Here is a 25,974-nt window from a genome sequence, read left to right as displayed (position 1 = left end):
ATGCCGCGCAAGGGTCCCGCGCCGAAGCGGCCGATCGATGTCGACCCGGTCTACGGGTCGCAGCTGGTCACCCAGCTCGTCTCCAAGGTCCTGCAGGACGGCAAGAAGCAGGTCGCGCAGCGCATCGTCTACAGCGCCCTCGAGGGCTGCCGTGAGAAGACCGGCACCGACCCGGTCGTCACGCTGAAGCGTGCGCTCGACAACGTGAAGCCGGCCATCGAGGTCAAGTCCCGCCGCGTCGGCGGTGCGACCTACCAGGTCCCGATCGAGGTCAAGGGTGGTCGTGGCACCACCCTCGCCCTCCGCTGGCTCGTGGGCTACGCCCAGGACCGTCGCGAGAAGACGATGGCCGAGCGGCTGATGAACGAGATCCTCGACGCCTCCAACGGCCTCGGTGCCGCTGTGAAGAAGCGCGAGGACACTCACAAGATGGCCGAGTCCAACAAGGCCTTCGCCCACTACCGCTGGTGACCTCGGCGGGGCGGCTCCTGACCGGGGCCGCCCCGCTCCACCGCACACCTTCGACCTAAGGAACGCGACCAGACCGTGGCTGTCGACATCACGACCGACCTCAAGACTGTCCGCAACATCGGCATCATGGCTCACATCGATGCCGGCAAGACGACCACCACCGAGCGGATCCTCTTCTACACCGGCATCTCCTACAAGATCGGCGAGGTGCACGACGGCGCCGCGACGATGGACTGGATGGAGCAGGAGCAGGAGCGCGGCATCACCATCACGTCCGCCGCGACGACCTGCTGGTGGAAGAAGCACCAGATCAACATCATCGACACGCCCGGTCACGTGGACTTCACGGTCGAGGTCGAGCGCTCGCTGCGCGTCCTCGACGGTGCCGTCGCCGTGTTCGACGGCGTCGCCGGTGTCGAGCCCCAGACCATGACCGTGTGGCGCCAGGCGAACAAGTACTCCGTCCCGCGGATGTGCTTCGTCAACAAGCTGGACCGCACCGGCGCGGACTTCTACCGCGTGGTCGACACCATCGTCGCCAAGCTGAACTCGACCCCGCTCGTGATGCAGCTCCCGATCGGCGCCGAGGGCGACTTCATCGGCATCGTCGACCTGGTCGAGATGAACGCCAAGGTCTGGCGCGGCGAGACCAAGACCGGTGAGGACTACGTGGTCGAGGAGATCCCGGCCGACCTCGCCGACAAGGCCGCCGAGTACCGCGAGAAGCTCATCGAGACCCTCGCCGAGACCGACGACGACATGATGGAGAAGTACCTCGAGGAGGGCGACGTCTTCGACGTGCCCACCGTCAAGGCCTACGTCCGTGCCGCGACGCTCGCCGACAAGGTGAACCCGATCCTCACCGGCACCGCGTTCAAGAACAAGGGCGTCCAGCCCCTGCTCGACGCGATCGTCGACTACCTCCCGTCCCCGCTGGACGTCGAGGGCATCGTCGGCCACAAGCCGGACTCCGAGGAGATCCCGGAGAACGAGATCGTCCGGAAGCCGTCCGACGACGAGCCGCTGGCCGCGCTGGCGTTCAAGATCGCCGCCGACCCGCACCTCGGTCGTCTGACCTTCGTCCGCGTCTACTCGGGCAAGCTCGAGGCCGGCGCCACGGTGCTGAACTCGACCAACGGCCGCAAGGAGCGGATCGGCAAGGTCTACCAGATGCACGCGAACAAGCGTGAGGAGATCGCGTCGGTCGGCGCCGGCCAGATCGTCGCCGTCATGGGCCTGAAGGACACCCGCACGGGTCACACCCTCTCGGACGCGGCCAAGCCGGTCGTGCTCGAGTCGATGACCTTCCCGGCCCCGGTGATCGAGGTCGCGATCGAGCCCAAGACCAAGTCGGACCAGGAGAAGCTGGGTGTCGCCATCCAGCGTCTGGCCGAGGAGGACCCGACCTTCGTCGTGAAGACCGACGAGGAGACCGGGCAGACCATCATCTCGGGCATGGGCGAGCTCCACCTGGACATCCTGGTGGACCGCATGAAGCGCGAGTTCAAGGTCGAGGCGACCGTCGGCAAGCCGCAGGTGGCCTACCGCGAGACGATCCGCCGCGAGGTCTCCAACCACTCGTACACGCACAAGAAGCAGACCGGTGGTTCCGGCCAGTTCGCGAAGGTCGTCATCTCGATCGCGCCGAACGTGGACCCGGAGACCGGCCTCGGTGCGGGCTACGAGTTCGCCAACAACGTGACCGGCGGTCGCGTGCCGAAGGAGTACATCCCCTCGGTCGACCAGGGTGCCCAGGACGGCATGCAGTTCGGCGTTCTCGCCGGCTACCCGATGGTCGACGTGAAGGTGTCCCTCGAGGACGGCGCGTACCACGACGTGGACTCCTCGGAGCTCGCGTTCAAGATCGCCGGCAACCAGGCCTTCAAGGAGGCCTGCCGGATGGCCAAGCCGGTGCTGCTGGAGCCGATGTTCGCCGTCGAGGTGACCACCCCGGAGAACTTCCTGGGTACTGTCATCGGTGACATCAACTCCCGTCGCGGCCAGATCCGTTCGCAGGAGGAGGTGAACGGTGACCTCGTCGTCGCCGCTCTCGTCCCCCTGTCCGAGATGTTCGGGTACGTCGGTGACCTGCGGTCCAAGACCTCGGGCCAGGCCTCGTACTCGATGGAGTTCGACTCGTACGCCGAGGTTCCCGCGAACATCGCCGACGAGATCGTCAAGAAGGTCAAGGGCGAGTAAGGCCCCCAGCCTCGGCACCAGCTGCGGCGGCCGCGGACCCATGCGGCCGCCGCCCAGTTCCACCACGAGTCAAGTAACAACCACACCAGGAGGAGCCCCCAGTGGCTAAGGCGAAGTTCGAGCGGACCAAGCCGCACGTCAACATCGGCACCATCGGTCACATCGACCACGGGAAGACGACGCTCACCGCGGCGATCTCGAAGGTGCTGCACGACAAGTACCCGGACCTCAACGAGGCGTCGCCGTTCGACCAGATCGACAAGGCTCCCGAGGAGCGTCAGCGCGGCATCACCATCTCGATCGCCCACATCGAGTACCAGACGGAGGCGCGTCACTACGCCCACGTCGACTGCCCCGGTCACGCGGACTACATCAAGAACATGATCACCGGTGCCGCCCAGATGGACGGCGCGATCCTGGTGGTCGCCGCGACCGACGGCCCGATGCCGCAGACCCGTGAGCACGTGCTGCTCGCCCGCCAGGTCGGCGTGCCCGCCCTGGTCGTCGCCCTGAACAAGTGCGACATGGTCGACGACGAGGAGCTCATCGAGCTCGTCGAGATGGAGGTGCGCGAGCTCCTCTCCGAGTACGAGTTCCCGGGTGACGACGTCCCGGTCGTCCAGGTGGCGGCCTTCCCGGCGCTGCAGGGCGACGAGAAGTGGGGCAACTCGATCCTCGAGCTCATGACGGCCGTGGACGAGTACATCCCGCAGCCGGAGCGCGACACCGACAAGCCGTTCCTCATGCCCGTCGAGGACGTCTTCACGATCACCGGTCGTGGCACCGTCGTCACCGGTCGTATCGAGCGCGGCATCATCAAGGTCTCGGAGGAGATCGAGATCCTCGGTATCCGCGAGGGCTCGACCAAGACCACCGTCACCGGTGTCGAGATGTTCCGCAAGCTGCTCGACGAGGGCCAGGCCGGCGAGAACGTCGGTCTGCTGCTCCGCGGCACGAAGCGCGAGGACGTCGAGCGCGGCATGGTTCTGGCCAAGCCGGGCACCACGACCCCGCACACCAACTTCGACGCCTCGGTCTACATCCTCTCGAAGGAGGAGGGCGGCCGTCACACGCCGTTCTTCAACAACTACCGCCCGCAGTTCTACTTCCGTACCACGGACGTGACGGGCGTCGTGACCCTTCCCGAGGGCACCGAGATGGTCATGCCGGGTGACAACACCGAGATGGCCGTCGAGCTCATCCAGCCCATCGCCATGGACGAGGGCCTGCGTTTCGCGATCCGCGAGGGTGGCCGCACCGTCGGCGCCGGCCGGGTCACCAAGATCACCAAGTGATCCACCGGGTCGGCCGGTGACCGCTCGCGGTCACCGGCCGACCCACCGGGACAGCCCCGGACCTCTCACCGAGGTCCGGGGCTGTTCTGCGTCCGAGGGGCTCTTCTGGGATGCCTGGGCACGCGGTGGACTGCCCGGCTCAGTCGGCGTCCCGGTCCCAGAGCCAGGTCGCGCTGGGGGTGGCGCCGCCGTCGATCGGCGAGGCCGTGGCGGTGAACGCCACCCAGCGGCCGTCGCCGGAGACGGCGAGCTCGCGGGCGTCGGGCACCGCGACGCTACGGGTGGTGGGGGCGTCCAGGTCGGAGCTCGCCAGCACGTCGCCGTCCCGCCAGGCGACGTGGGTGCCGTCGCCGGAGAGCACGGCCTCGTCGGCGGGATGGCGGAACAGCTCCGCCCCGGTCCCCACATCCCGGACGACGACCTCGGTGCCTCCGGGTGACTCCGCGAGCCAGGCCACGCGTCGCCCGTCCGCGGACAGCGTCGGGGAGTGAGTGCGGGCGTCCGCGGTCTCGTCGAGCAGCTCGGGCGACCCGTCGAGGAGCAGGTAGGCGTCCTCCGCCTCGTCCACGTCGTCGGCGGTGAGGGCCGCTGACGTCGTCAACGCCACGGTGTCGCTGCCCGAGGCGAGGACGGCCTGGACGGTGCCGTCGGTGGCCGGTGCCAGCTGCTCGGGGCTCTCGTCCCCGGGCCGCAGCACGAACGGTGCCCGGAGCCCGTCGCCGTCGACGAGGACCAGGGCGAGCGACCCGTCGTCCGCGGGCGCGGCCGCCGCGACGCGCCGGCCCGCGGGCCGCGGGAGCGGGGTGGTGGCGAAGGTCCACAGGTCGAGCAGGACGCCGCGGCCCCGCCGCACCAGCGTCACGAGCCGGCCGTCGGGGGACAGCGCCGGGCGTGCGTCCTGGGCCCACGGCTTCTCGGCGCGACCGGTGAGGCGGTCGCGCAGCAGCGGGACGCGGGCCCCGCGGACGGCCACCCAGCGTCCGTCCGTGGACAGCGTGGGGAGATCGGTGCCGGAGGCGGCGGGGGCCACGGCCGTGAAGACCGGCCCTGGCGGCGGGTCGTACGGCCCGGGGGTGACGCCCCGGAGCCGGACCGTCGGGGTCGACTGTCCGTCGACCAGCACGCGCCACGTCTGCACCCCGTCGCGCAGGGGCGCCCGAAGGGCGTAGCTGCCGTGGTGACGTCCGCGCACGAGGGTGACCCAGCGGCCACGGCGGAGAGCCTGCAGCGCGGTCGTGCCCTTGTCGCTGCCGGGCACGCCGCCGCTGACCCTCACCTCGTCCCCGGGTGCGCCGTAGGTGCGGGAGAGGTGGATGCCGGGGGTGTCGTTGGCGTCAGCCGGGAGCGGGCCGCTGCCGGCAGTGAGGAGACCCGCAGCCACGGCCCCCGCGGTGACCACGCCGGCGGCCCGGGGAGCACGGCGGCCGGCCTGAGCCGGGGGCAGGTCCTTCACCAGACTCCCTCGGTGTCCCACGTCCAGGCCCACGTGATCGGGTAGGCCTCGCCGGTCCGCGGGTCCACGGTGGTGGTGACGACGGCGTGCCGCCCGCCGTCCGCGGGGACGACGCGCAGGGCGTCGAGCCCGTGGCCGTCCGCGTCCACCGGCGACACCGTGGTCACCCCGGTGGCGAGGTCGGTGAGTCGCGCCGGGTGGGCGGGAGCGGGCTCGCCGGGTGAGGTCTCCACCGCGGCGACCCAGCCGAGGGTCCCGCCGTCGGCGGACAGCACCCCACCGCCGACGGCGGCGGCCCGGAACACCTCCTCCTCGGCGTCGAGGTCGCGCACGACCACCTCCCCGGCCGTCACGTCCAGGTACGCGAGCCGGGTCCCGTCGCCCGAGAGCGAGGGGGAGCCGGTGGCCCCGAGCCCGGGGTCGACGAGGACCGGCGCGGCCTGGCCGGGGTGCCACAGGTACACGTCCGGCTCGTCGTCCACGTCGTCGTCGGCGAGGCGGGCGCTGCTGACGAACGCGACCGTGGCGCCGTCCCCGCTCACGGTGGCCGGCTCGCGGGACGTCGCGGGGTCGGGCCCGACCGTGCTCGGGTCGGTGCCGGCAGGCACGTCGAGCCGCAGCGCGCGGGCGCGGCCCGGCGTCCACCACCACGCCTGGCCCCCGTCCCGGGTACGCCGGGTCAGGGTGACGGAGCCGTCGTCGGCGACCGCCACCGACGAGAGCCGGCCGCGGGCCCGGGGGACGGGCACCCGCACCAGGTCCTGGGAGCGCATGCCCAGGGTCTGGGCGACCTGGCCCTGCGCCATCGCGAGGACGAGCCCGTCGTCGGAGACGGCACCCGAGGACACCAGGTAGCTCGTGAGGTCGCGGGGGAGCTGCTCCGCGTGCCGGGTGAGCTGGTCCTGCAGGAACGGGCCACCCGTGCCGGCGGTGACGACCGAGCGCCCCGTCGCGGAGACGTCGGCCGCGAACCGCTGGTACTGCGACCCGTGGACGTGCCGGAACGCCGGCCCACCGGGGTCGGGGTCGTAGGGACCGGGCACGATCCCGCGGGTCGCGCGGCGAGCGGAGAAGAGGTCACCGACACGGACCTTCCAGTCCTGCCGGCCCTCGACCAGCGGGCCGCTGAGCCGGTAGCCGCCGCCGGGCTGCACCGCGACCCGGTCGACGGTCGTCCAGGTGCGCCCGCGCGAGCGCCGCTGGAGCAGCGCGAACGAGCTCTCGGCCACCCGGTCCGGCACGGTGCCGGTGGCCACCACGTCCTCGCCCGGGGCACCCCAGGTCCGGTCGAGGGTGAGGCTCACCGGTCGCGGTCCACGCGCCGCGGGCTCCGCCGACGAGGGCAGGCCCAGGCCGAGCGCGAGCGCGACCACGAGCGCCGGCACGGCCGACGCGGCGAGACGAGGACGAGTGAGCGCTACCACACAGGGACGGTACAGGAACGGATCGTCGCCGCACCTGCCCCGGCGCCGCGGGCCGCGCGCAGCACAAGGCGGGCTCGCGAGCTGGGACGCGCCGGTGGGGAGCAGGGAGAATGACCGCCATGCCCGAGCAGCACCCGACGTCCCCCGACTCCCGCGTCGCCCCGGCCCGCCCGCACCACAAGCTCACCGAGGACGGCCGCGCGTTGCGCGAGGTCCTCAGCTACTCCCGCCGCGGGAGCCGCTTCACGGCGCGCCAGGCGCAGGCCTGGGCGGCGCACCACGAGGCGTGGGTGATCCCGGACGAGGCGGTCGACCGCCCCGGGTTCTCGTTCGCGTCCTGCTTCGACTCCGAGGCGCCCCTCGTCGTGGAGATCGGCTCGGGCGCGGGGGACGCGACGGCCGCCCTCGCCGCGGCGCGCCCGGACGTCAACGTCCTCGCGTTCGAGGTGTGGCGACCGGGGGTCGCCGACACCCTCTGGAAGCTGGAGGAGGCCGGAGTCCGCAACGTGCGCCTCATCGGCGTCGACGCGCAGTGGGCGCTCGAGCACCTGCTCGAGCCCGGGTCCCTCGCCGAGGTGTGGACCTTCTTCCCCGACCCGTGGCACAAGAAGCGTCACCACAAGCGCCGCCTGGTGGGCCCCGGCTTCGCGCACGTGGTGGCCGAGCGGCTGGAGCAGGGCGGGCTGTGGCGGCTGGCCACCGACTGGGCCGACTACGCCGAGCAGATGCTCGAGGTGCTGGACGCCGAGCCGCTGCTGACCGGGGGAGTCGTCGAGCGGTGGGACGCCCGACCGGTGACGCGCTTCGAGCGCAAGGGCACCGACGCCGGGCGGTCGATCACCGACCTCACCTACCGGCGGGTGTGACCCCCTCGGCGGGTCACGACCGGAGCAGCGCCAGCTCCTCGTCCACGTAGGGGTCGTCGAGCCCGAGCGCGTCGAGCTCGGCCCGCAGCGCCTCCTGCACGGCCCGGGCCTCGGCGTCGCGGCCCAGGAGGCGCAGCGACCAGCCGACCATCCACCGGGCCACCCGGGTCCGGTCGTCGTCGCCCAGGCGGACGCGGGCGGCGAGCGCCCGCTCGAAGCACCCGAGCGCGGCCCGGTGGTCGCCCGCGTCGGCGTGCACCATCCCGAGGTTGTTGAGCAGGGACGCGTCCCAGGCCCGCGCCGCCGGGGACCCGCACGCCGCCGCCCGCGCGATCGCCGCCTCGTGCGCGGCCACCTGCTCGTCGACCGGCAGCACCAGGCACACCATGTGCAGCGCGTCGATCTCCAGCTCCTCCAGCCCCGCGGCGCGCGCCAGGCCCGCGGCCTCCGTGAAGAGGGCCAGCGCCGGTGCGTCCTCGCCGGCCGAGCGCCGCAGCCGCCCACGCTCCAGCGCCATCCGGACGCCCAGCTCCGAGGGGAGGTCGTGGTGGACGCCGTCCACCAGGCCGTCCAGCACGGTGTGCCCCTCCTCGAAGCGCTCGAGCAGGCCCAGCGCCCGCGCCACCTGCGTGCGCAGCAGCCGGCGCTCGTCCGCGCCCCCGGGGGAGTCCATCGCGGCCTCGGCCGCCGCGCGCAGCCGCGCCAGCGAGCCGGCCGGGTCGGAGAAGTCCCACAGGTCCGAGACGTCGCGCACGCGTCCATCCTGCCCGACGGCCGGATGGCCGGAGCCGGCCCCACGTCCCCCACTCACAGGGAGCCGACAGCGACCCGACGGCGGCGGCCGAAGCAGCGGGCGGAGCCTCGAGGTACCCACCCGTACCAGGAGGACCCCGATGCGCTCCCCGTTCCACCGCGCCACCCGCTCCGGCACCCCCGGCTCCCGATCCACCGACGCCGGCACGACCCGGGCCGTGCCCGCGGCCCCGATGACGGGCTCGTCGGCCTCGGCGCTGCTCGGCGGCGCGGCCGGTCTGCGGGCGCCCTCCCCGGTGCTGCCGGTCCTGGCGGCGATGGCCGTCCTGGGGGTCGGCGCGGCGAGCGTCGTCGTGCTGGGCGTCGGCGGCTCCCTGGTCGTGGCCGCCTTCCTGGCGCTGCTCGCGGTCGCGGCCCTGGCCGCCGCGGGCACGGCGCTCGCCCTCGTCCTCGCACGCCGGCTGGGGGAGATGCGGCACCTGCCCGACCTCGGTCGGAAGTTCGTCACCAGCCACGAGCACGGTCGGGTCACCGACATCAGTGCCGAGCGCGGCGGCCTGACGCTGCACGTCGCCTCCGACGAGGTCCAGACGATGGTGCTCGACGAGCAGGGTGCCCCCGACCACGTCAGCGGTGGCGGCGCCGCCACCTCGGCCTGGCGCATCCCCGCCGAGTCCCGGCTCACCCCGGAGCAGCGCCGGGTCGTCCAGCAGCTCGTCGCGGACAAGGTGCCGGTGCGCGTCGTCTCCTCCGGCGTCGTGAGCCTGACCGGCCCGGTCGCCACCGGCTGGCGCCTCGAGGCGGGCAACGGCCTGGTCCTCAGCGGCCACGCCTGACCGACCTCCCCGGCAGGTCCCACGACCGCCCCCGTTCGCGCCGATCGCCGGCCCGAGCGGGGGCGGTGTCGCGTCCGGCCACGCCCCGCCCCTGCGTCCGCACGGGGGCGACGCCACGCCGGGAAGCAGCGGCGAGGCGCCGTCCCGGCCGGGCGCCGGGTAGCCTGGCGGGACGTCAGCGGGCTCACGTCCCGCGTGAGCGATCCTCCACCGACGCGATGCCTCGGGCCGATCGCGCGGGGGGCGCCTGCACGATTTGGCCGAGGCCCCGATCTCTGCCAAGATAGCCAAGTTGCTCCGGCGGGTCGCCGGGGCGCGGCACACCTTGACTTCTGAATCGCGTCTCCCTCTCCCGGGTTCCTCGGGGTAGGAGAACTGTGTTCCAGGGGTCGCTGTGCGCCCGCCGAACCAGGAGACCCGATTCAGCCTCACGAGGGCTGCCACCAGCCGGAACCGACACCAGGACCCGGTCCAGTGGCATGCCCGCGATTCCTCCAGGAATGGCGACACGCCCGACCGCGGGGGTCGGAGACGAGGTGGCGAGCAACGCGGGACCCACTCAAACCCGAGGACGTCCCGGCGAACAACGCACGCGGCAGCTGACGAGAAGGACGAGAGAGACCTATGGCGGGACAGAAGATCCGCATCAGGCTCAAGGCCTATGACCACGAGGTGATCGACACCTCGGCGCGCAAGATCGTGGACACGGTCACCCGCACGGGTGCCAAGGTCGCCGGCCCGGTGCCGCTGCCGACCGAGAAGAACGTGTACTGCGTCATCCGCTCGCCCCACAAGTACAAGGACTCCCGCGAGCACTTCGAGATGCGCACCCACAAGCGCCTCATCGACATCATCGACCCGACCCCGAAGACCGTCGACTCCCTGATGCGGCTCGACCTGCCGGCGGGCGTCGACATCGAGATCAAGCTCTGAGGTCTGCCGACATGACTTTCGAACGCAATGTGAAGGGCCTGCTGGGCACCAAGCTCGGCATGACCCAGCTCTGGGACGAGAACAACCGTGTGGTCCCCGTGACCGTCGTCGCGGTGAGCACGAACGTCGTCACCGGCGTCCGTACCCCCGACGTGGACGGCTACAACGCCGTCCAGATCGGCTACGGCGAGATCGAGGCCCGCAAGGTGAGCAAGCCGGTCGCCGGCCAGTTCGCCAAGGCCGGCGTGAACCCGCGCCGCCACGTGGTCGAGATCCGCACCACCACGGCCACCGACTACACCGTCGGCCAGGAGATCGCCGTCGACACCTTCGCCGCCGGCGAGGAGATCGACGTGACCGGTACCAGCAAGGGCAAGGGCTTCGCCGGTGTCATGAAGCGTCACGGCTTCGCCGGTGTGTCCGCCTCCCACGGTGCCCACCGCAACCACCGCAAGCCCGGCTCGATCGGCGCCTGCGCCACCCCGGGTCGCGTCTTCAAGGGTCTGCGCATGGCCGGCCGCATGGGTAGCGACACCGTCACCACCCAGAACCTGACCGTTCACGCGGTGGACGCGGAGAAGGGCATCGTGCTCATCAAGGGTGCCGTCCCCGGCCCCAAGGGTGGCGTGCTGGTCCTCCGCTCGGCCGCCAAGAAGACCCAGGAGGCCTGAGCATGGCTGTCAAGACCGTGAAGGTCGATCTCCCCGCCGAGATCTTCGACGTGGCCGTCAACGTGCCGCTGATCCACCAGGTCGTCGTGGCGCAGCAGGCTGCCGCTCGCCAGGGCACCCACGCCACCAAGACCCGCGGCGAGGTCCGCGGCGGTGGCAAGAAGCCCTACAAGCAGAAGGGCACCGGCCGCGCCCGCCAGGGCTCGACCCGCGCCCCGCAGTTCGCGGGCGGTGGCGTCGTGCACGGCCCGCAGCCGCGCAGCTACGACCAGCGGACCCCGAAGAAGATGAAGGCCGCCGCCCTCCGCGGTGCCCTCTCGGACCGGGCCGCCAACGGCCGCATCCACGTGGTGGAGTCCCTCGTCACCGGCGAGACCCCCTCCACCAAGACCGCGCTGGCCGCCCTCAAGGAGGTCGCGGAGCGCCGCAACTTCCTCGTGGTCGTCGACCGCTCGGACGACGTGACGGTGCTGTCGCTGCGCAACGTGGTGGAGGCTCACCTCCTCTACGCCGACCAGCTGAACACCTACGACGTGCTCGCCTCCGACGACGTGGTCTTCACCAAGGCCGCTTTCGAGGTCTTCGTGGCCGGCGCGACCAAGAAGGAGGCCTGAGCATGAGCACCCTGCACAAGGACCACCGTGACGTGCTGCTCGCGCCGGTCGTCTCCGAGAAGAGCTACGGCCTGCTCGACCAGAACAAGTACACGTTCATCGTGCACCCGGACGCGAACAAGACCGAGATCAAGATCGCGGTCGAGAAGATCTTCGACGTCAAGGTGACGAGCGTGAACACGCTGAACCGTCCCGGCAAGTCCCGTCGTACCCGTTACGGCCTGGGCAAGCGCAAGGACACCAAGCGCGCGATCGTCAGCCTGGCCGAGGGTCACCGCATCGACATCTTCGGCCAGGTCGGCTGACCGGTCAGGATACGAGGAACTCAGTTATGGCTATCCGCAAGTACAAGCCGACCACCCCGGGCCGTCGTGGCTCGTCGGTCGCCGACTTCGTCGAGATCACCCGGACCACGCCGGAGAAGTCCCTGACGGTGCCGCTGCCCAAGAAGGGCGGCCGCAACAACCAGGGTCGGATCACCACCCGTCACCAGGGTGGCGGTCACAAGCGTGCGTACCGGATCATCGACTTCCGTCGCTACGACAAGGACGGCGTGCCGGCCAAGGTCGCTCACATCGAGTACGACCCCAACCGCACCGCCCGCATCGCCCTGCTCCACTACGCCGACGGCGAGAAGCGCTACATCATCGCGCCGAAGGACCTGACGCAGGGCACCGCGGTCGAGGCCGGCCCCAACGCCGACATCAAGCCCGGCAACAACCTGCCCCTGCGCAACATCCCCGTCGGCACCACGGTGCACTGCGTGGAGCTGCGCCCGGGCGGCGGCGCCAAGATCGCCCGCTCGGCCGGCATGTCCGCCCAGCTGATCGCTCGTGAGGGCTCCCGCGCCACGCTGCGCATGCCCTCCGGCGAGATGCGCTACGTCGACGTGCGCTGCCGCGCCACCGTCGGCGAGGTCGGCAACGCCGAGCAGTCCAACATCAACTGGGGCAAGGCCGGCCGCATGCGCTGGAAGGGCAAGCGCCCGACCGTCCGCGGTGTCGTGATGAACCCGGTCGACCACCCGCACGGTGGTGGCGAGGGCAAGACCTCGGGTGGTCGTCACCCGGTGTCCCCGTGGGGCAAGCCCGAGGGCCGCACGCGCAAGCGCAAGGCCTCGGACGCCATGATCATCCGCCGCCGCAAGACCGGAAAGGGCCGTAAGTAATGCCTCGCAGCCTGAGCAAGGGTCCCTTCGTCGACGACCACCTCATGAAGAAGGTGGACGCCGAGAACGACAAGGGCACCCACAACGTCATCAAGACGTGGTCGCGTCGCTCGATGATCGTGCCGGCCATGATCGGCCACACGATCGCCGTCCACGACGGCCGCAAGCACGTGCCGGTGTTCGTGTCCGACTCCATGGTCGGTCACAAGCTGGGGGAGTTCGCTCCCACCCGCACCTACAAGGGCCACGTGAAGGAAGACCGGAAGGGCCGCCGCCGCTGACGCGGGGGCGACCAAGGAAACTGGAGAGAACGAGCACATGAGCGTTACTGAGCGCCGGCGCACCAGCGCCCGCCGCGAGTCGCTGCTCGGCGACCAGCCGGGTGCCTTCGCGACCGCCCGCTTCGTGCGGATCAGCCCGATGAAGGCCCGTCGTGTCGTGGACCTGGTCCGCGGTGCGAGCGTCGAGGAGGCCCGGAACATCCTGGCCTTCGCGCCGCAGGCCGCCGCCGAGACCGTCCTGAAGGTCCTCGAGTCCGCTGTCGCGAACGCGGAGTCGACCGAGGGTCTGGACACCGACGACCTGGTGGTCATCACCGCCATGGTCGACGAGGGCCCCACCATGAAGCGGTGGCGTCCCCGTGCCCAGGGCCGCGCCACGCGGATCAACAAGCGCACGAGCCACATCACGCTGGTCGTCGCGCCGGCCAACAACGGAGAGGGTGCCTGATGGGTCAGAAGATCAACCCGAACGGCTTCCGTCTGGGTATCAGCACGGACCACAAGTCCCGCTGGTACGCCGACAAGCTCTACAAGTCGTACGTCGGTGAGGACGTCGCGATCCGCAAGCTCCTGTCCAAGGGCATGGAGCGGGCCGGCATCGCGAAGGTCGAGATCGAGCGGACCCGGGACCGCGTGCGGGTGGACATCCACACCGCTCGTCCGGGCATCGTCATCGGTCGCCGTGGCGCCGAGGCCGACCGCATCCGCGGCGAGCTCGAGAAGCTGACCGGCAAGCAGGTCCAGCTGAACATCCTCGAGGTCAAGAACCCGGAGGTCGACGCCCAGCTCGTCGCCCAGGGTGTCGCCGAGCAGCTGTCCGGCCGCGTGCAGTTCCGCCGCGCCATGCGCAAGGCGATGCAGACCACGATGCGCTCCGGTGCCAAGGGCATCCGGATCCAGTGCTCCGGCCGCCTCAACGGCGCCGAGATGTCGCGCACCGAGTTCTACCGCGAGGGTCGCGTCCCGCTGCACACGCTGCGTGCCGACATCGACTACGGCTTCTACGAGGCCCGCACGACCTTCGGCCGCATCGGCGTGAAGGTCTGGATCTACAAGGGTGAGGTGTCCGGCTCCCGCGCCGAGCGCCAGGCGCAGGCCGCTGCTCGCGCCGGCGTCCCCGGTCGCGGTGGCAACCGTGGCGGTCGCGGTGGCGACCGTCCGACCCGCGGCTCCCGCGGCGACCGCCCCACCCGCGCCGACCGCGGTCAGCAGTCCGAGGCTCCCGCCGAGGCCGCTGCCGCTCCGGCGTCCGACACGACGACCGCTCCGGAGGCCTGACATGTTGATGCCCCGCCGCGTCAAGCACCGCAAGCAGCACCACCCGAAGCGCTCCGGCGCTGCCAAGGGTGGCACCAGCCTGGCTTTCGGTGACTACGGCATCCAGGCCCTCGGGCCCGCCTACGTGACGAACCGCCAGATCGAGTCCGCTCGTATCGCCATGACCCGCCACATCAAGCGTGGCGGCAAGGTCTGGATCAACATCTACCCGGACCTCCCGCTCACGAAGAAGCCTGCTGAGACCCGCATGGGTTCCGGTAAGGGTTCCCCCGAGTGGTGGGTGGCCAACGTCAAGCCGGGCCGCGTGATGTTCGAGCTCTCCGGTGTTCCGGAGGACATCGCCCGCGAGGCCATGCGCCGCGCGATGCACAAGCTCCCCATGAAGTGCCGATTCGTGACCCGAGAGGGCGGTGAGTTCTGATGGCGAACGCCCAGGCGCACGAGCTCGACGAGCTCAACGACGTCGACCTGGAGGCCAAGCTCCGCGAGGCCAAGGAGGAGCTGTTCAACCTCCGCTTCCAGGCGGCCACCGGTCAGCTGGAGAGCCACGGCCGGCTGCGGTCGGTCAAGAAGGACATCGCCCGGATCTACACCGTGGTGCGTGAGCGCGAGCTCGGCATCCGGACCGCCCCGGGCGCGAGCAACGAGGACGGTGCCGCATGAGCGAGCAGGTGACCGAGCGCAACAGCCGCAAGACCCGTGAGGGCATCGTGGTGAGCGACAAGATGGACAAGACCGTGGTCGTGACCGTCGAGGACCGCGTCAAGCACGCCCTCTACGGCAAGGTCATGCGTCGCACGAGCAAGCTCAAGGCCCACGACGAGGCCAACGAGTGCGGCATCGGCGACCGCGTCCTCCTCATGGAGACCCGCCCGCTCTCCGCCACCAAGCGGTGGCGCGTGGTCGAGGTCCTCGAGAAGGCCAAGTGAGTCCTCGCCGCAAGGCGAGCCCAACCCCATGAAGTTCGGCCAGGCTCACGGGTCACGAGCCCGTGAGAACCAGCTCGACAACCAGGAGAAACAGCAATGATCCAGCAGGAGTCGCGACTGAAGGTCGCCGACAACACGGGTGCCAAGGAGATCCTCTGCATCCGCGTTCTCGGCGGCTCGGGTCGCCGCTACGCCGGCATCGGCGACACCATCGTCGCCACGGTCAAGGACGCGATCCCCGGCGGCAACGTCAAGAAGGGTGACGTCGTCAAGGCTGTTGTCGTGCGCACCGTCAAGGAGCGCCGTCGTCCCGACGGCTCGTACATCCGCTTCGACGAGAACGCCGCCGTCATCCTCAAGAACGACGGTGAGCCCCGCGGCACCCGCATCTTCGGCCCCGTGGGTCGTGAGCTGCGGGACAAGAAGTTCATGAAGATCATCTCGCTCGCCCCGGAGGTGCTGTGAGCATGGCCAAGAACCTGCACGTCAAGAAGGGCGACACCGTCAAGGTGATCGCCGGCAAGGACAAGGGCGTCGAGGGCAAGGTCATCCGCACGATCCCCGGTGAGGACCGCGTGATCGTCGAGGGTGTCAACCTCGTCAAGAAGCACACCAAGGCCGTCAACAACGGCGGTCGTGAGGGCAGCACCGGCGGCATCGTGACCGCCGAGGCGCCGATCCACGTGTCCAACGTGGCGCTGGTCGAGGGCAAGGGCACCACCCGCACGGGCTTCAAGCGCGTCGAGGTGACCAAGCGTCGCCCCGACGGCTCGACCTACAGCTCCGAGCGCAGCGTCCGCATCTCCCGCAAGACCGGCAAGGAGATCTGAGATGACCGAGACCACCGAGACCCCCGTGGTCGCCACGGTGCCCCGTCTGAAGACCCGGTACCGCGAGGAGATCCTCCCGGCGCTCAAGAACGAGTTCGAGATCGCCAACGTCATGCAGGTGCCCGGCCTGACCAAGATCGTGGTCAACATGGGTGTCGGCGAGGCGGCTCGCGACGCGAAGCTGATCGACGGTGCGGTCCGCGACCTCACCGCGATCACCGGCCAGAAGCCGACCGTGACCAAGGCCCGCAAGTCCATCGCGCAGTTCAAGCTGCGCGAGGGCATGCCGATCGGCTGCCACGTCACCCTCCGCGGTGACCGCATGTGGGAGTTCCTCGACCGGCTGCTGTCCATCGCCCTGCCCCGTATCCGCGACTTCCGCGGCCTCAACGGCAAGCAGTTCGACGGCAACGGCAACTACACCTTCGGTCTCACCGAGCAGGTCATGTTCCACGAGATCAACCAGGACCGGATCGACCGGACCCGGGGCATGGACATCACCGTGGTCACCACCGCCACCAATGACGACCAGGGTCGCGCGCTGCTGAAGGCGCTCGGCTTCCCGTTCAAGGAGAACTGACATGGCGAAGACGGCTCTGAAGGTCAAGGCGGCCCGCAAGCCGAAGTTCAGCTCGCGCGCCTACACCCGCTGCCAGCGCTGCGGCCGGCCCAAGGCCGTCTACCGCAAGTTCGGCCTGTGCCGGATCTGCCTGCGCGAGATGGCGCACCGTGGCGAGCTGCCCGGCGTGACCAAGTCCTCCTGGTGACGGGTTTCCCGCACTCCTTCTGAATCCACACACAAGTCGCCCAAGGTCGCCCCGCCAAGCCGTGCGGATGCGAAACCGGGGTGGAGAAAGGGCCTCACGGCCATGACGATGACTGACCCGATCGCAGACATGCTGACCCGTCTGCGCAACGCCAACCAGGCGTACCACGACTCGGTGTCCATGCCCTACAGCAAGCTCAAGCAGGGCGTGGCCGACATCCTCCAGCAGGAGGGGTACATCACCTCGTACGCCGTCGCCGAGCCGGCCGAGGGCGAGGTGGGCAAGACGCTCACCATCACCCTCAAGTTCGGCCGCAACCGCGAGCGCTCGATCGCCGGCGTCCGCCGGATCAGCAAGCCCGGTCTGCGCGTGTACGCCAAGCACACCGGCCTCCCGAAGGTGCTCGGCGGCCTGGGCGTCGCGATCATCTCGACGAGCCAGGGTCTGCTGACCGACCGCCAGGCGAACCAGAAGGGCGTGGGCGGCGAAGTCCTCGCCTACGTCTGGTGACGACGAGACCGAGATAGGAGAACCACAAGCATGTCGCGTATTGGCAAGCTCCCCATCACGGTCCCGTCGGGCGTCGATGTGAGCATCGACGGCCCGGTCGTGACCGTCAAGGGCCCCAAGGGCACGCTGAGCCACACCGTGGCCTCGCCCATCACCGTCGAGAAGGCGGAGGGTGAGCTCGAGGTGAAGCGCCCGGACGACGAGCGGCTGTCCAAGTCGCTCCACGGCCTGACCCGCACGCTGGTCAACAACATGGTCGTGGGCGTGACCCAGGGCTACGAGAAGAAGCTCGAGATCCGTGGCGTCGGCTACCGCGTGCTGCCCAAGGGCCCCACGCAGCTGGAGTTCCAGCTCGGCTACAGCCACCCGATCATCTTCGAGGCCCCCGAGGGGATCACCTTCACGACGGACGGGCCGACCCGGCTCGGCGTCCAGGGCATCGACAAGCAGCTCGTCGGCGAGGTCGCCGCGAACATCCGCAAGCTGCGCAAGCCTGAGCCCTACAAGGGCAAGGGTGTGCGCTACGAGGGCGAGCACGTCCGGAGCAAGGTCGGAAAGGCTGGTAAGTGACGATGGCCATCTCGCTGTCCAACCACAAGCACACCGCGGCGAAGACCCGCTCCCGCCTCCGCCGGCAGGTGCGCGGCCGCAAGAAGCTGCACGGCACCGCCGAGCGTCCGCGCATGGTCGTGACCCGCTCCTCGAAGCACCTCAGCGTCCAGGTCGTCGACGACCTGGTCGGCAAGACGCTGGCGAGCGCCTCCTCCATGGAGGCGGACGTCCGCACGCTCGAGGGCGACAAGACCGCCAAGGCGAAGAAGGTCGGCGAGCTCGTCGCCGAGCGTGCCAAGGCTGCTGGTGTCGAGGGCGTGGTCTTCGACCGCGCCGGCAACAAGTACCACGGTCGCATCGCGGCCCTGGCCGACGCCGCCCGTGAGGGCGGCCTCACCTTCTGATCGCGAAGTCCGAGAGAGTAGAGGAAGTAGTCTCATGAGCGGAGCCCAGCGCGGACAGCGCGGTGGCGAGCGCCGTGGACGCGACGACCGTCGCGGCAACCAGGGTGCTGACAAGACCGCCTACATCGAGCGTGTCGTCGCGATCAACCGTGTCGCCAAGGTCGTGAAGGGTGGTCGTCGCTTCAGCTTCACCGCCCTCGTGATCGTCGGTGACGGCGAGGGTCTCGTCGGCGTCGGTTACGGCAAGGCCAAGGAGGTGCCGGCCGCCATCGCCAAGGGCGTGGAGGAGGCCAAGAAGCACTTCTTCCAGGTCCCCCGGGTCCAGGGCACCATCCCCCACCCGGTCCAGGGTGAGAAGGCTGCCGGTGTCGTGTTCCTGAAGCCGGCCGCCCCCGGTACCGGTGTCATCGCCGGTGGTCCGGTGCGCGCCGTCCTGGAGTGCGCCGGCATCCACGACATCCTGAGCAAGTCGCTCGGCTCGTCGAACCAGATCAACATCGTTCACGCGACCGTCGAGGCGCTGAAGATGCTGGAGCAGCCGGAGGCCGTCGCGGCCCGTCGCGGCCTGCCCGTCGAGGCCGTCACCCCCGCCGCGCTGCTCAAGGCGCGCAACGAGGTTCCCGCGGGTTCCTCGGAGGAGGTGGCCTCCTGATGGCGCAGCTCAAGGTCCAGCAGATCAAGTCCACGATCGGCTGCAAGCAGAACCAGCGCGAGACCGTGCGTTCGCTCGGTCTCAAGCGGATCGGCGACGTCGTCGTGAAGGAGGACCGCCCGGAGATCCGCGGCATGGTCCAGACGGTGCGTCACCTCGTGACCGTCGAGGAGGTGGAGTGACATGACGCTCAAGCTGCACAACCTGAAGCCGGCCAAGGGCGCCAAGACCGCCAAGACCCGTGTGGGTCGTGGTGAGGCGTCCAAGGGCAAGACCGCCGGTCGCGGTACCAAGGGTACGAAGGCCCGCTACCAGGTCCCGGCTGCGTTCGAGGGTGGCCAGATGCCCATCCACATGCGCATGCCGAAGCTCAAGGGCTTCAAGAACCCGTTCAAGGTCGAGTTCCAGGTCGTGAACCTGGACAAGATCTCCGAGCTGTTCCCGGAGGGTGGCTCGGTCTCGATCGAGGACCTGGTGGCCAAGGGCGCGGTCCGCAAGGGCCAGCCGGTCAAGGTCCTCGGCAGCGGCGACATCGCCGTCAAGGTCGACGTGAGCGCGAACGCGTTCTCGGCCTCCGCCTCGGAGAAGATCCAGGGCGCGGGCGGTACGACCACCCTGGTCTGACAACGCTCGAAGGGCGCGGGGCACCACCTCGGTGCGGGTCCCGCGCCCTTCGTCGTTCCCGGGACTCCTGGGCCTCCTCACCGACTCGGCGGTGCCGGACATGGATGCAACATCACACCTGTTAGGCTCTGCCGGGCTCGCTGGGTAAGACCTGGGAGTCGTTGTCTGAATGCAGAAAGAGGATCTCGTGCTAGGCGCGTTCGCCAACGCTTTCAGGACGCCTGACCTGCGTCGCAAGCTGCTCTTCGTCCTGGGCATCATCGTGATCTTCCGGGCGGGGTCCCAGATCCCGGCCCCCGGTGTGAACGTCGCCAACGTGCAGACGTGCATCGAGGCGGCCCAGTCCGGCTCCAACGCCAGCCTCTACAGCCTGGTGAACCTCTTCTCCGGCGGTGCGCTGCTCCAGCTGACCGTCTTCGCGCTCGGGATCATGCCGTACATCACGGCGAGCATCATCCTGCAGCTGCTGGTCGTGGTGATCCCGCGCCTGGAGGCCCTCAAGAACGAGGGCCAGGCCGGCCAGACCAAGATCACGCAGTACACCCGGTACCTGACGCTGGGCCTCGCGCTCCTCCAGGCCACCGGCATCGTGGCGCTCGCCCGCTCAGGCGGCCTGCTCTCGTGCGACTCCTCGCTGCTGCACGACGACGGGATGCGCACGTTCCTCGTCATGGTCATCACCATGACCGCCGGCACGGCCGTCATCATGTGGCTGGGCGAGCTCATCACCGAGCGCGGCATCGGCAACGGCATGTCGATCCTGATCTTCACCCAGGTCGTGGCCACCTTCCCCTCCGCCATGTGGCAGGTGCAGAAGGCCCAGGGCTGGTGGACGTTCGGGATCGTGCTGCTCATCGGCCTGGTGCTGATCGCGGCCGTCATCTTCATCGAGCAGGCGCAGCGGCGGATCCCCGTCCAGTACGCGCGCCGCATGGTCGGTCGGAAGATGTTCGGCGGTTCCTCGACCTACATCCCGCTCAAGGTGAACCAGGCCGGCATCATCCCGGTCATCTTCGCCTCGTCGCTGCTGTACCTGCCGGCCATGGCCGTGCAGTTCAACCAGACCAGCGACTCCGCGTGGGTGGCCTGGATCAGCAAGTACTTCGTGCGGGGAGACCACCCGCTCTACATGATCGCCTACTTCGCGCTGATCGTGTTCTTCACCTACTTCTACGTCTCGATCACCTTCAATCCGAAGGAGGTCGCGGACAACATGAAGAAGTACGGCGGCTTCATCCCCGGGATCCGGGCGGGCAAGCCGACCGAGGACTACCTGTCCTACGTCCTGTCCCGCATCACGCTGCCCGGTGCCGGCTACCTCGGACTGATCGCCCTGGTGCCCCTGATCGCCCTCGTGCTGATCCAGGCCAACCAGAACTTCCCCTTCGGCGGCACGTCGATCCTCATCATGGTCGGCGTCGCCCTCGACACGGTGAAGCAGATCGAGAGCCAGCTCCAGCAGCGCAACTACGAAGGATTCCTTCGCTGACATGAGAATGATCTTCATGGGCCCTCCCGGGGCCGGCAAGGGCACCCAGGCCGCGCTCGTCGCCGAGCACCACGGGATCCCCGCCATCTCGACCGGTGACATCTTCCGCTACAACGTGGGTCAGGGCACGCCCCTCGGCCTCGAGGCGAAGAAGTACATGGACGCCGGCGAGTACGTGCCCGACTCGGTGACCAACTCGATGGTGCGCAACCGCATCGCCGAGTCCGACGCTGAGCCCGGCTTCCTGCTGGACGGCTACCCGCGCACGCTCGCCCAGGTGACCGAGCTCGACGGCATGGTGGAGGCCTCCGGCCACGCCATCGACGTCGCCGTGGTCCTCACCGTGGACCAGGAGGAGCTCGTGCAGCGTCTCCTCAAGCGTGCGGAGACCTCGGGCCGCAGCGACGACACCGAGGACGTCATCCGGCACCGTCAGGAGGTGTACGTCGAGCAGACGGCGCCCCTCATCGACGTGTACCGCGACCGTGGTCTCCTCGTCGAGGTCGACGGCATGGGCGAGGTCGCGGACGTGACCGCTCGCATCATGGCCGCGCTCGACGGCCTCGCCACCTCCTGAGCGGGTCCCCGGTGGGTTGGCGCGACCGCGGCGTCGAGATCAAGACGCCCGAGCAGCTGCTGCTCATGCGTCGCGCCGGCCTCGTGGTCGGCGCGACGCTGCAGGTGCTGGCCGGGGCGGTGCGCCCCGGCCTCACCACCTCCGAGCTCGACGCGATCGCCGAGGACAGCATCCGCAGTCGCGGCGCCGTCCCGTCGTTCCTCGGCTACGAGGGGTTCCCGGGCAGCATCTGCACCTCGGTCAACGACGAGGTCGTCCACGGCATCCCGGGTGACCGCGTGCTGGCGGCGGGGGACCTGGTGTCCATCGACTGCGGCGCCATCGTGGAGGGGTTCCACGGCGACGCCGCCCTGTCGGTCGTGGTGGGGGAGCCCACCGCGCTCGACCGCGAGCTCCTGCGGATCACCGAGGAGTCGATGTGGCACGGCCTCGCGGCGGCCCGCCTGGGCGGCCGCGTGACCGACATCGGCCACGCCGTCGAGACCTACGTCCGCTCGCAGGACGCCACGGGCACCGCGCTCGGGATCGTCGAGGACTACGTCGGCCACGGGATCGGCACCGCGATGCACCTGCCGCCGGACGTGCCGAACTACGGCAAGCCCGGCCGCGGCCCGCGCCTGGTGCCCGGGATCGCCCTGGCGGTGGAGCCCATGCTCACCGTCGGCGACCCCGAGACCGACGTCCTCGAGGACGAGTGGACCGTGGTCACCGTGGACGGCTCACGAGCCGCCCACTTCGAGCACACCTTCGCCGTCACGGAGCACGGCTCCTGGGTGCTCACCGCCCTCGACGGCGGCGAGGAGCGGCTCACCGCCCTCGGCGCACCCTTCGGGCCCCTCGCGGACTGACCCCACCTCGCGGCGGCCGCGCCGGCCGCCGGACGGTGTGCCTGGGCGGCGTGCCTGGGCGGTGCCTGCGGCCGGTGTGCGCTGACGCACGCCGCGCAGGATGGGGGCGCCTCCCGGGCCCCCGGCTACCTTGTCGGTGCGACGGACCGCCGTCGGTCGGCGCGTGCGACGCGCCCTGCTCCTTCCCCGAAAGGCCCGCGCGTGGACGTCCCCCTCTGGCTCTGGATCGGCACCGTCGTGCTGACCACCGCCCTGCTCCTGGTGGACGTCCTGGTGATCGGACGCCGTCCGCACGAGCCCAGCACCGCCGAGTCCGTCCGCCACCTGCTCGGCTTCGTCGGCCTCGCCGTCCTCTTCGGCCTGGGCGTCTGGGTCTTCTCCGGCGCCGACTACGCCGGGCAGTTCTTCGCCGGCTGGGTCACCGAGTACTCGCTGAGCGTGGACAACCTGTTCGTCTTCCTGCTCATCATGTCCAGGCTCTCGGTCCCCAGGCAGTACCAGGCGACCGCCCTCCTCGTGGGGATCGTGATCGCCCTCGTCCTGCGCGGCCTCTTCATCGGGGTCGGGGCGGCCGCGATCAACCAGTTCAGCTGGGTCTTCTACCTCTTCGGCCTGTTCCTCGTGTACACGGCGGTGAAGCTCGTCCTCGACCACGGCGAGGAGGACCCGGGGGAGCCGGCGCCGGTCCGCTGGGTGCGGACCCGGCTGCCGTTCGCCGACGACTACGACGGCGTCCGCCTCACCACGAGGAAGGACGGTCGGCGCGTGGGCACGCCGATGCTGATCGTCGTCCTCACCCTCGGGATGACGGACCTGCTCTTCGCGCTCGACTCGATCCCCGCCATCTACGGCCTCACGAACGAGCCCTACCTGGTGTTCGCGGCCAACGTCTTCGCGCTCATGGGCCTGCGCCAGCTCTACTTCCTCATCGGCGACCTGCTCGACCGCCTCGTCTACCTCTCCTACGGCCTGGCCGTGCTGCTGGCGTTCATCGGGGTGAAGCTGGTCCTGCACGCGCTGCACGAGAACGAGGTGCCGTTCCTCAACGGCGGCCGGCCGGTCGAGTGGGCCCCGGACGTCCCGACCTGGCTCTCGCTGGTCGCGATCGTCGTGATCCTCGGCGTCACCACCGTGGCGAGCCTGCTCAAGGACGCCCACGACCGGCGCACCGCGGGGACGACGGGCGCCTGACCCGGGCCGGGAACAGCCGACCGGGGGAGCGGCGTTGGGACGACGATGAGCACGCAGCGTCCCACCCTCTCCGTCCTCGACCTCGTTCCCGTCCGCGCCGACCAGACGTCGGCGGACGCGGTGGCCGCCACCCTCGACCTCGCCCGCGAGGCCGACCGGCTGGGGTACCACCGCTACTGGGTCGCCGAGCACCACAACGGGCCCGCGGTCGCGGCCACCAACCCGCCCGTGCTCATGGCGATGATCGGCTCGGTCACGCAGCGCCTGCGGATCGGGTCCGGCGGCGTCATGCTGCCCAACCACGCCCCGCTCGTCGTGGCCGAGCAGGTCGCGCTCCTCGAGGCCGCCTTCCCCGGACGGGTCGACCTCGGCCTGGGCCGCGCGCCCGGCACGGACCCGATCACCTCCTACGCCCTGCGCCACGGTGCCGGCGGCGTGGAGGAGGACGCCGTGGCCCGGTTCCCCGACTACGTGGACGACCTGCTGGCGATGATGGACGCCGACGGGGTCGCCGTGAGCGTCGCCGGCCGGACGCAGGCCCTGCGGGCCACGCCCGCGGCGCGCAGCGTCGCCGACGTCTGGCTCCTGGGCAGCAGCGACTACTCCGCGCGCCTGGCCGCGGAGAAGGGGCTGCCCTACGTCTTCGCCCACCACTTCTCCGGCAACGGGGACGGGACCCAGGCGGCGCTGGAGCTGTACCGCAGCAGCTTCCGCCCCTCCGACCTGCTCTCGGAGCCCCGCACGTTCCTCACCGTCAACGCCAGCGTCGCGAGCGACGCCGACGAGGCGCGACGCCTGGCCCGACCCCAGCTCCTGACCATGCTGGCCCTGCGCACCGGACAGCCGATGGTGCCGCTGCGGTCGGTGGAGGCCGCCGAGAAGGTCGACCTGGCGCCGGCGCACGCCGCCCTCGTCGAGGACATGGCGGCCCGCTGGGTCATCGGCGCCCCCGAGGAGTCCCGGGAGGCGGTCGCCGCGCTGGCGGCGCGCTTCGGCGTGGACGAGGTGATGGTGAACCCGGTGGCTGGTGCCCACGAGGGCGCCGAGCCGGCCGTCGCGACCGCTCGGCGGGACACGCTGCGGCACCTTGCCGCCTGATGCTGGCGCGGCTGCCGGCAGCGTCCTACACTGCTGGACCCGCCGGGCGCGGCCGGATTCGTGTTTCACCACACGACCGCCCTACACTGGCGTGTCGGTCCAACGTGGGCTGACCTGCGCCCCTCACGGCTGCCCGTGCTCGTCACGGGTCGAGGGTCGAGGTCGGCGGCACGAGGTCCACGACCACCACGGTGGTCGGAGGTTCCCGGACCACCTGCGCGGTCACCCGACCGCGTGGTGCACCACGGTAGACACCAACAACGGATTGTGGAGGACATGCCGAAGAAAGAAGGCGTGATCGAGATCGAGGGCACCGTCGTGGAGGCCCTGCCCAACGCCATGTTCCGCGTCGAGCTGAGCAACGGCCACAAGGTTCTCGCCCACATCAGCGGCAAGATGCGCCAGCACTACATCCGGATCCTCCCCGAGGACCGCGTGGTGGTGGAGCTGTCTCCCTACGACCTCTCCCGCGGTCGGATCGTCTACCGCTACAAGTAGCCGCCCGTCTGGCCCCCGAGGGGCCACAGGAAGGACTTGACATGAAGGTCAAGCCGAGCGTCAAGAAGATCTGCGACAAGTGCCAGGTGATCCGTCGCCACGGCCGCGTCATGGTCATCTGCTCCAACCCGCGTCACAAGCAGCGCCAGGGCTGACCAGCCCCCGCTGGACGCAGGCGCCTCCGGGCGCCACGCACCACCCGCAGCAACCCGCTGCACACAACGTGTCCGCTAGGCACCGACCGTCCGTGAGGGCGGGGAGCGCCGAACACACCTCCGGAGCAGGAGCCGGAGCCCGGGTCTCGACGAGACGTCCCGGGGCGCGGCACGACCGACACTCCCGCAGAGAAACGAAAGGCCACTGACATGGCACGCCTCGTCGGTGTCGACCTTCCGCGCGACAAGCGCATCGAGGTCGCTCTCACCTACATCTACGGCATCGGCCGTACCTCCGCCCACCAGATCCTCGAGGTGACCGGCGTCGACCCCAACACCCGGGTCCACGCGCTCACCGAGGACGACCTGGTCAAGCTCCGCGACGCGATCGAGGCCAGCTACAAGACCGAGGGTGACCTCCGTCGTGAGGTCCAGGCTGACATCCGTCGCAAGATCGAGATCGGCAGCTACCAGGGTCGCCGCCACCGCATGGGTCTCCCCGTGCGCGGCCAGCGCACCAAGACCAACGCCCGCACCCGCAAGGGTCCGAAGCGCACGGTCGCCGGCAAGAAGAAGGCGAAGTGACGGCGGGCCTCACGGCCGCCTCC

The 25,974-nt window shown here is 70.2% G+C and carries 37 protein-coding genes; 34 read left to right on the top strand and 3 right to left on the bottom strand.

The genetic code is table 11. The features are described 5' to 3' along the window. The 3 genes from rpsG (at window position 1) to tuf (ending at window position 3,965) form a co-directional block, all read left to right on the top strand. Window positions 1-471, top strand: a complete 471-nt coding sequence (rpsG, locus tag E8D37_RS12125) for a 30S ribosomal protein S7 (protein WP_136570012.1) — start codon at window positions 1-3, stop codon at window positions 469-471. A gap of 75 nt (window positions 472-546) precedes the next feature. Next, the gene (gene fusA / locus E8D37_RS12120; RefSeq protein WP_136570011.1) at window positions 547-2,670 is read left to right on the top strand and encodes an elongation factor G; all 2,124 of its coding nucleotides are present in this window, start codon (window positions 547-549) and stop codon (window positions 2,668-2,670) included. A 101-nt stretch (window positions 2,671-2,771) separates the two neighbouring features. Beyond that, window positions 2,772-3,965, top strand: coding sequence for an elongation factor Tu (gene tuf / locus E8D37_RS12115; RefSeq protein WP_136570010.1), 1,194 nt, complete (start codon window positions 2,772-2,774; stop codon window positions 3,963-3,965). 139 nt (window positions 3,966-4,104) lie between these two features. On the opposite strand, the gene E8D37_RS12110 is transcribed toward tuf, so the two are convergent. Further along, on the bottom strand, window positions 4,105-5,418 hold the full coding sequence (locus E8D37_RS12110) for a hypothetical protein (protein WP_136570009.1): 1,314 nt from the start codon (window positions 5,416-5,418) through the stop codon (window positions 4,105-4,107). Then, complete coding sequence (locus E8D37_RS12105) at window positions 5,415-6,842, bottom strand: hypothetical protein (RefSeq protein ID WP_136570008.1); 1,428 nt, start codon at window positions 6,840-6,842, stop codon at window positions 5,415-5,417. Before E8D37_RS12105 ends, E8D37_RS12110 begins: the two co-directional genes overlap by 4 nt. 119 nt (window positions 6,843-6,961) lie before the next feature. Between E8D37_RS12105 and trmB the strand changes: the two genes are divergently transcribed. Then, window positions 6,962-7,708: a tRNA (guanosine(46)-N7)-methyltransferase TrmB gene (gene trmB / locus E8D37_RS12100; RefSeq protein ID WP_136570007.1), complete on the top strand. Its 747-nt coding sequence runs from the start codon at window positions 6,962-6,964 to the stop codon at window positions 7,706-7,708. 13 nt (window positions 7,709-7,721) lie between these two features. Here trmB and E8D37_RS12095 read toward each other — a convergent pair whose 3' ends face one another. After that, the gene (locus E8D37_RS12095) at window positions 7,722-8,462 is read right to left on the bottom strand and encodes a tetratricopeptide repeat protein (RefSeq protein ID WP_136570006.1); all 741 of its coding nucleotides are present in this window, start codon (window positions 8,460-8,462) and stop codon (window positions 7,722-7,724) included. 139 nt (window positions 8,463-8,601) lie between these two features. On the opposite strand from E8D37_RS12095, the gene E8D37_RS12090 reads away from it, so the two are divergent. The 30 genes from E8D37_RS12090 (at window position 8,602) to rpsM (ending at window position 25,951) form a co-directional block, all read left to right on the top strand. After that, window positions 8,602-9,297, top strand: a complete 696-nt coding sequence (locus E8D37_RS12090) for a hypothetical protein (protein WP_136570005.1) — start codon at window positions 8,602-8,604, stop codon at window positions 9,295-9,297. A gap of 624 nt (window positions 9,298-9,921) precedes the next feature. After that, the gene (rpsJ, locus tag E8D37_RS12085; RefSeq protein WP_008360994.1) at window positions 9,922-10,230 is read left to right on the top strand and encodes a 30S ribosomal protein S10; all 309 of its coding nucleotides are present in this window, start codon (window positions 9,922-9,924) and stop codon (window positions 10,228-10,230) included. A gap of 11 nt (window positions 10,231-10,241) precedes the next feature. Beyond that, window positions 10,242-10,901 carry a 50S ribosomal protein L3 gene (rplC, locus tag E8D37_RS12080; protein ID WP_136570004.1) on the top strand — a complete coding sequence of 220 codons (660 nt, stop codon included), beginning with the start codon at window positions 10,242-10,244 and terminating at the stop codon, window positions 10,899-10,901. 2 nt (window positions 10,902-10,903) lie between these two features. Beyond that, a complete protein-coding gene (rplD, locus tag E8D37_RS12075; protein WP_136570003.1) occupies window positions 10,904-11,515 on the top strand; it encodes a 50S ribosomal protein L4 in 612 nt (203 codons plus the stop codon). A 2-nt stretch (window positions 11,516-11,517) separates the two neighbouring features. Beyond that, on the top strand, window positions 11,518-11,820 hold the full coding sequence (gene rplW / locus E8D37_RS12070; protein WP_136570002.1) for a 50S ribosomal protein L23: 303 nt from the start codon (window positions 11,518-11,520) through the stop codon (window positions 11,818-11,820). Between the two features lie 26 nt (window positions 11,821-11,846). Then, window positions 11,847-12,683 carry a 50S ribosomal protein L2 gene (rplB, locus tag E8D37_RS12065; RefSeq protein ID WP_136570001.1) on the top strand — a complete coding sequence of 279 codons (837 nt, stop codon included), beginning with the start codon at window positions 11,847-11,849 and terminating at the stop codon, window positions 12,681-12,683. Further along, entirely contained in the window at window positions 12,683-12,964 is a 282-nt protein-coding gene (gene rpsS / locus E8D37_RS12060) for a 30S ribosomal protein S19 (protein WP_136570000.1), read from the top strand. The genes rplB and rpsS overlap by 1 nt, the downstream gene beginning before the upstream one ends. Before the next feature lie 37 nt (window positions 12,965-13,001). Further along, on the top strand, window positions 13,002-13,412 hold the full coding sequence (rplV, locus tag E8D37_RS12055) for a 50S ribosomal protein L22 (protein WP_136569999.1): 411 nt from the start codon (window positions 13,002-13,004) through the stop codon (window positions 13,410-13,412). After that, complete coding sequence (gene rpsC, locus E8D37_RS12050; protein ID WP_136569998.1) at window positions 13,412-14,242, top strand: 30S ribosomal protein S3; 831 nt, start codon at window positions 13,412-13,414, stop codon at window positions 14,240-14,242. The genes rplV and rpsC overlap by 1 nt, the downstream gene beginning before the upstream one ends. 1 nt (window position 14,243) lies before the next feature. Further along, a complete protein-coding gene (rplP, locus tag E8D37_RS12045) occupies window positions 14,244-14,663 on the top strand; it encodes a 50S ribosomal protein L16 (protein ID WP_136569997.1) in 420 nt (139 codons plus the stop codon). Beyond that, window positions 14,660-14,905, top strand: a complete 246-nt coding sequence (gene rpmC / locus E8D37_RS12040; RefSeq protein ID WP_136569996.1) for a 50S ribosomal protein L29 — start codon at window positions 14,660-14,662, stop codon at window positions 14,903-14,905. The genes rplP and rpmC overlap by 4 nt, the downstream gene beginning before the upstream one ends. Continuing rightward, a complete protein-coding gene (gene rpsQ, locus E8D37_RS12035) occupies window positions 14,902-15,171 on the top strand; it encodes a 30S ribosomal protein S17 (protein ID WP_136569995.1) in 270 nt (89 codons plus the stop codon). The genes rpmC and rpsQ overlap by 4 nt, the downstream gene beginning before the upstream one ends. Before the next feature lie 96 nt (window positions 15,172-15,267). Next, the gene (gene rplN, locus E8D37_RS12030; protein ID WP_136569994.1) at window positions 15,268-15,636 is read left to right on the top strand and encodes a 50S ribosomal protein L14; all 369 of its coding nucleotides are present in this window, start codon (window positions 15,268-15,270) and stop codon (window positions 15,634-15,636) included. A 2-nt stretch (window positions 15,637-15,638) separates the two neighbouring features. Then, window positions 15,639-16,001 (top strand): 50S ribosomal protein L24, encoded by a 363-nt coding sequence (gene rplX / locus E8D37_RS12025; protein ID WP_240770367.1) that lies wholly within the window; start codon window positions 15,639-15,641, stop codon window positions 15,999-16,001. Between the two features lies 1 nt (window position 16,002). After that, window positions 16,003-16,581, top strand: coding sequence for a 50S ribosomal protein L5 (rplE, locus tag E8D37_RS12020; RefSeq protein WP_136569993.1), 579 nt, complete (start codon window positions 16,003-16,005; stop codon window positions 16,579-16,581). Window position 16,582: 1 nt separating this feature from the next. Beyond that, a complete protein-coding gene (locus tag E8D37_RS12015) occupies window positions 16,583-16,768 on the top strand; it encodes a type Z 30S ribosomal protein S14 (RefSeq protein ID WP_136569992.1) in 186 nt (61 codons plus the stop codon). A gap of 102 nt (window positions 16,769-16,870) precedes the next feature. Further along, window positions 16,871-17,278, top strand: coding sequence for a 30S ribosomal protein S8 (gene rpsH / locus E8D37_RS12010; RefSeq protein ID WP_136569991.1), 408 nt, complete (start codon window positions 16,871-16,873; stop codon window positions 17,276-17,278). A 30-nt stretch (window positions 17,279-17,308) separates the two neighbouring features. Next, complete coding sequence (gene rplF / locus E8D37_RS12005; RefSeq protein WP_136569990.1) at window positions 17,309-17,848, top strand: 50S ribosomal protein L6; 540 nt, start codon at window positions 17,309-17,311, stop codon at window positions 17,846-17,848. Window positions 17,849-17,850: 2 nt separating this feature from the next. Further along, entirely contained in the window at window positions 17,851-18,234 is a 384-nt protein-coding gene (gene rplR / locus E8D37_RS12000; RefSeq protein WP_136570116.1) for a 50S ribosomal protein L18, read from the top strand. A gap of 34 nt (window positions 18,235-18,268) precedes the next feature. After that, complete coding sequence (gene rpsE / locus E8D37_RS11995) at window positions 18,269-18,886, top strand: 30S ribosomal protein S5 (protein WP_136569989.1); 618 nt, start codon at window positions 18,269-18,271, stop codon at window positions 18,884-18,886. Further along, on the top strand, window positions 18,886-19,068 hold the full coding sequence (gene rpmD / locus E8D37_RS11990; protein WP_136569988.1) for a 50S ribosomal protein L30: 183 nt from the start codon (window positions 18,886-18,888) through the stop codon (window positions 19,066-19,068). Before rpsE ends, rpmD begins: the two co-directional genes overlap by 1 nt. A gap of 1 nt (window position 19,069) precedes the next feature. After that, window positions 19,070-19,510 carry a 50S ribosomal protein L15 gene (rplO, locus tag E8D37_RS11985; RefSeq protein WP_136569987.1) on the top strand — a complete coding sequence of 147 codons (441 nt, stop codon included), beginning with the start codon at window positions 19,070-19,072 and terminating at the stop codon, window positions 19,508-19,510. Between the two features lie 187 nt (window positions 19,511-19,697). After that, window positions 19,698-20,999 carry a preprotein translocase subunit SecY gene (gene secY / locus E8D37_RS11980; RefSeq protein ID WP_136569986.1) on the top strand — a complete coding sequence of 434 codons (1,302 nt, stop codon included), beginning with the start codon at window positions 19,698-19,700 and terminating at the stop codon, window positions 20,997-20,999. Between the two features lies 1 nt (window position 21,000). Continuing rightward, on the top strand, window positions 21,001-21,576 hold the full coding sequence (locus E8D37_RS11975; RefSeq protein ID WP_206055712.1) for an adenylate kinase: 576 nt from the start codon (window positions 21,001-21,003) through the stop codon (window positions 21,574-21,576). 11 nt (window positions 21,577-21,587) lie between these two features. After that, the gene (gene map, locus E8D37_RS11970) at window positions 21,588-22,424 is read left to right on the top strand and encodes a type I methionyl aminopeptidase (RefSeq protein ID WP_136569985.1); all 837 of its coding nucleotides are present in this window, start codon (window positions 21,588-21,590) and stop codon (window positions 22,422-22,424) included. A 201-nt stretch (window positions 22,425-22,625) separates the two neighbouring features. Next, entirely contained in the window at window positions 22,626-23,615 is a 990-nt protein-coding gene (locus tag E8D37_RS11965; protein ID WP_136569984.1) for a TerC family protein, read from the top strand. A gap of 45 nt (window positions 23,616-23,660) precedes the next feature. Further along, window positions 23,661-24,713 (top strand): LLM class flavin-dependent oxidoreductase, encoded by a 1,053-nt coding sequence (locus E8D37_RS11960; protein WP_136569983.1) that lies wholly within the window; start codon window positions 23,661-23,663, stop codon window positions 24,711-24,713. 276 nt (window positions 24,714-24,989) lie between these two features. Continuing rightward, window positions 24,990-25,211, top strand: coding sequence for a translation initiation factor IF-1 (gene infA, locus E8D37_RS11955; protein WP_136569982.1), 222 nt, complete (start codon window positions 24,990-24,992; stop codon window positions 25,209-25,211). A 41-nt stretch (window positions 25,212-25,252) separates the two neighbouring features. Next, window positions 25,253-25,366 (top strand): 50S ribosomal protein L36, encoded by a 114-nt coding sequence (gene rpmJ / locus E8D37_RS11950; protein WP_136569981.1) that lies wholly within the window; start codon window positions 25,253-25,255, stop codon window positions 25,364-25,366. A 210-nt stretch (window positions 25,367-25,576) separates the two neighbouring features. Continuing rightward, on the top strand, window positions 25,577-25,951 hold the full coding sequence (gene rpsM / locus E8D37_RS11945; RefSeq protein ID WP_136569980.1) for a 30S ribosomal protein S13: 375 nt from the start codon (window positions 25,577-25,579) through the stop codon (window positions 25,949-25,951). The last annotated feature ends 23 nt before the right edge of the window (window positions 25,952-25,974 follow it).

This window comes from Nocardioides sp. GY 10127, assembly GCF_004919085.1.
Lineage (GTDB): Bacteria > Actinomycetota > Actinomycetes > Propionibacteriales > Nocardioidaceae > Nocardioides.
Note: the sequence above shows the minus strand (reverse complement) of the source record. Positions and strands in the feature narration are given on the sequence as shown.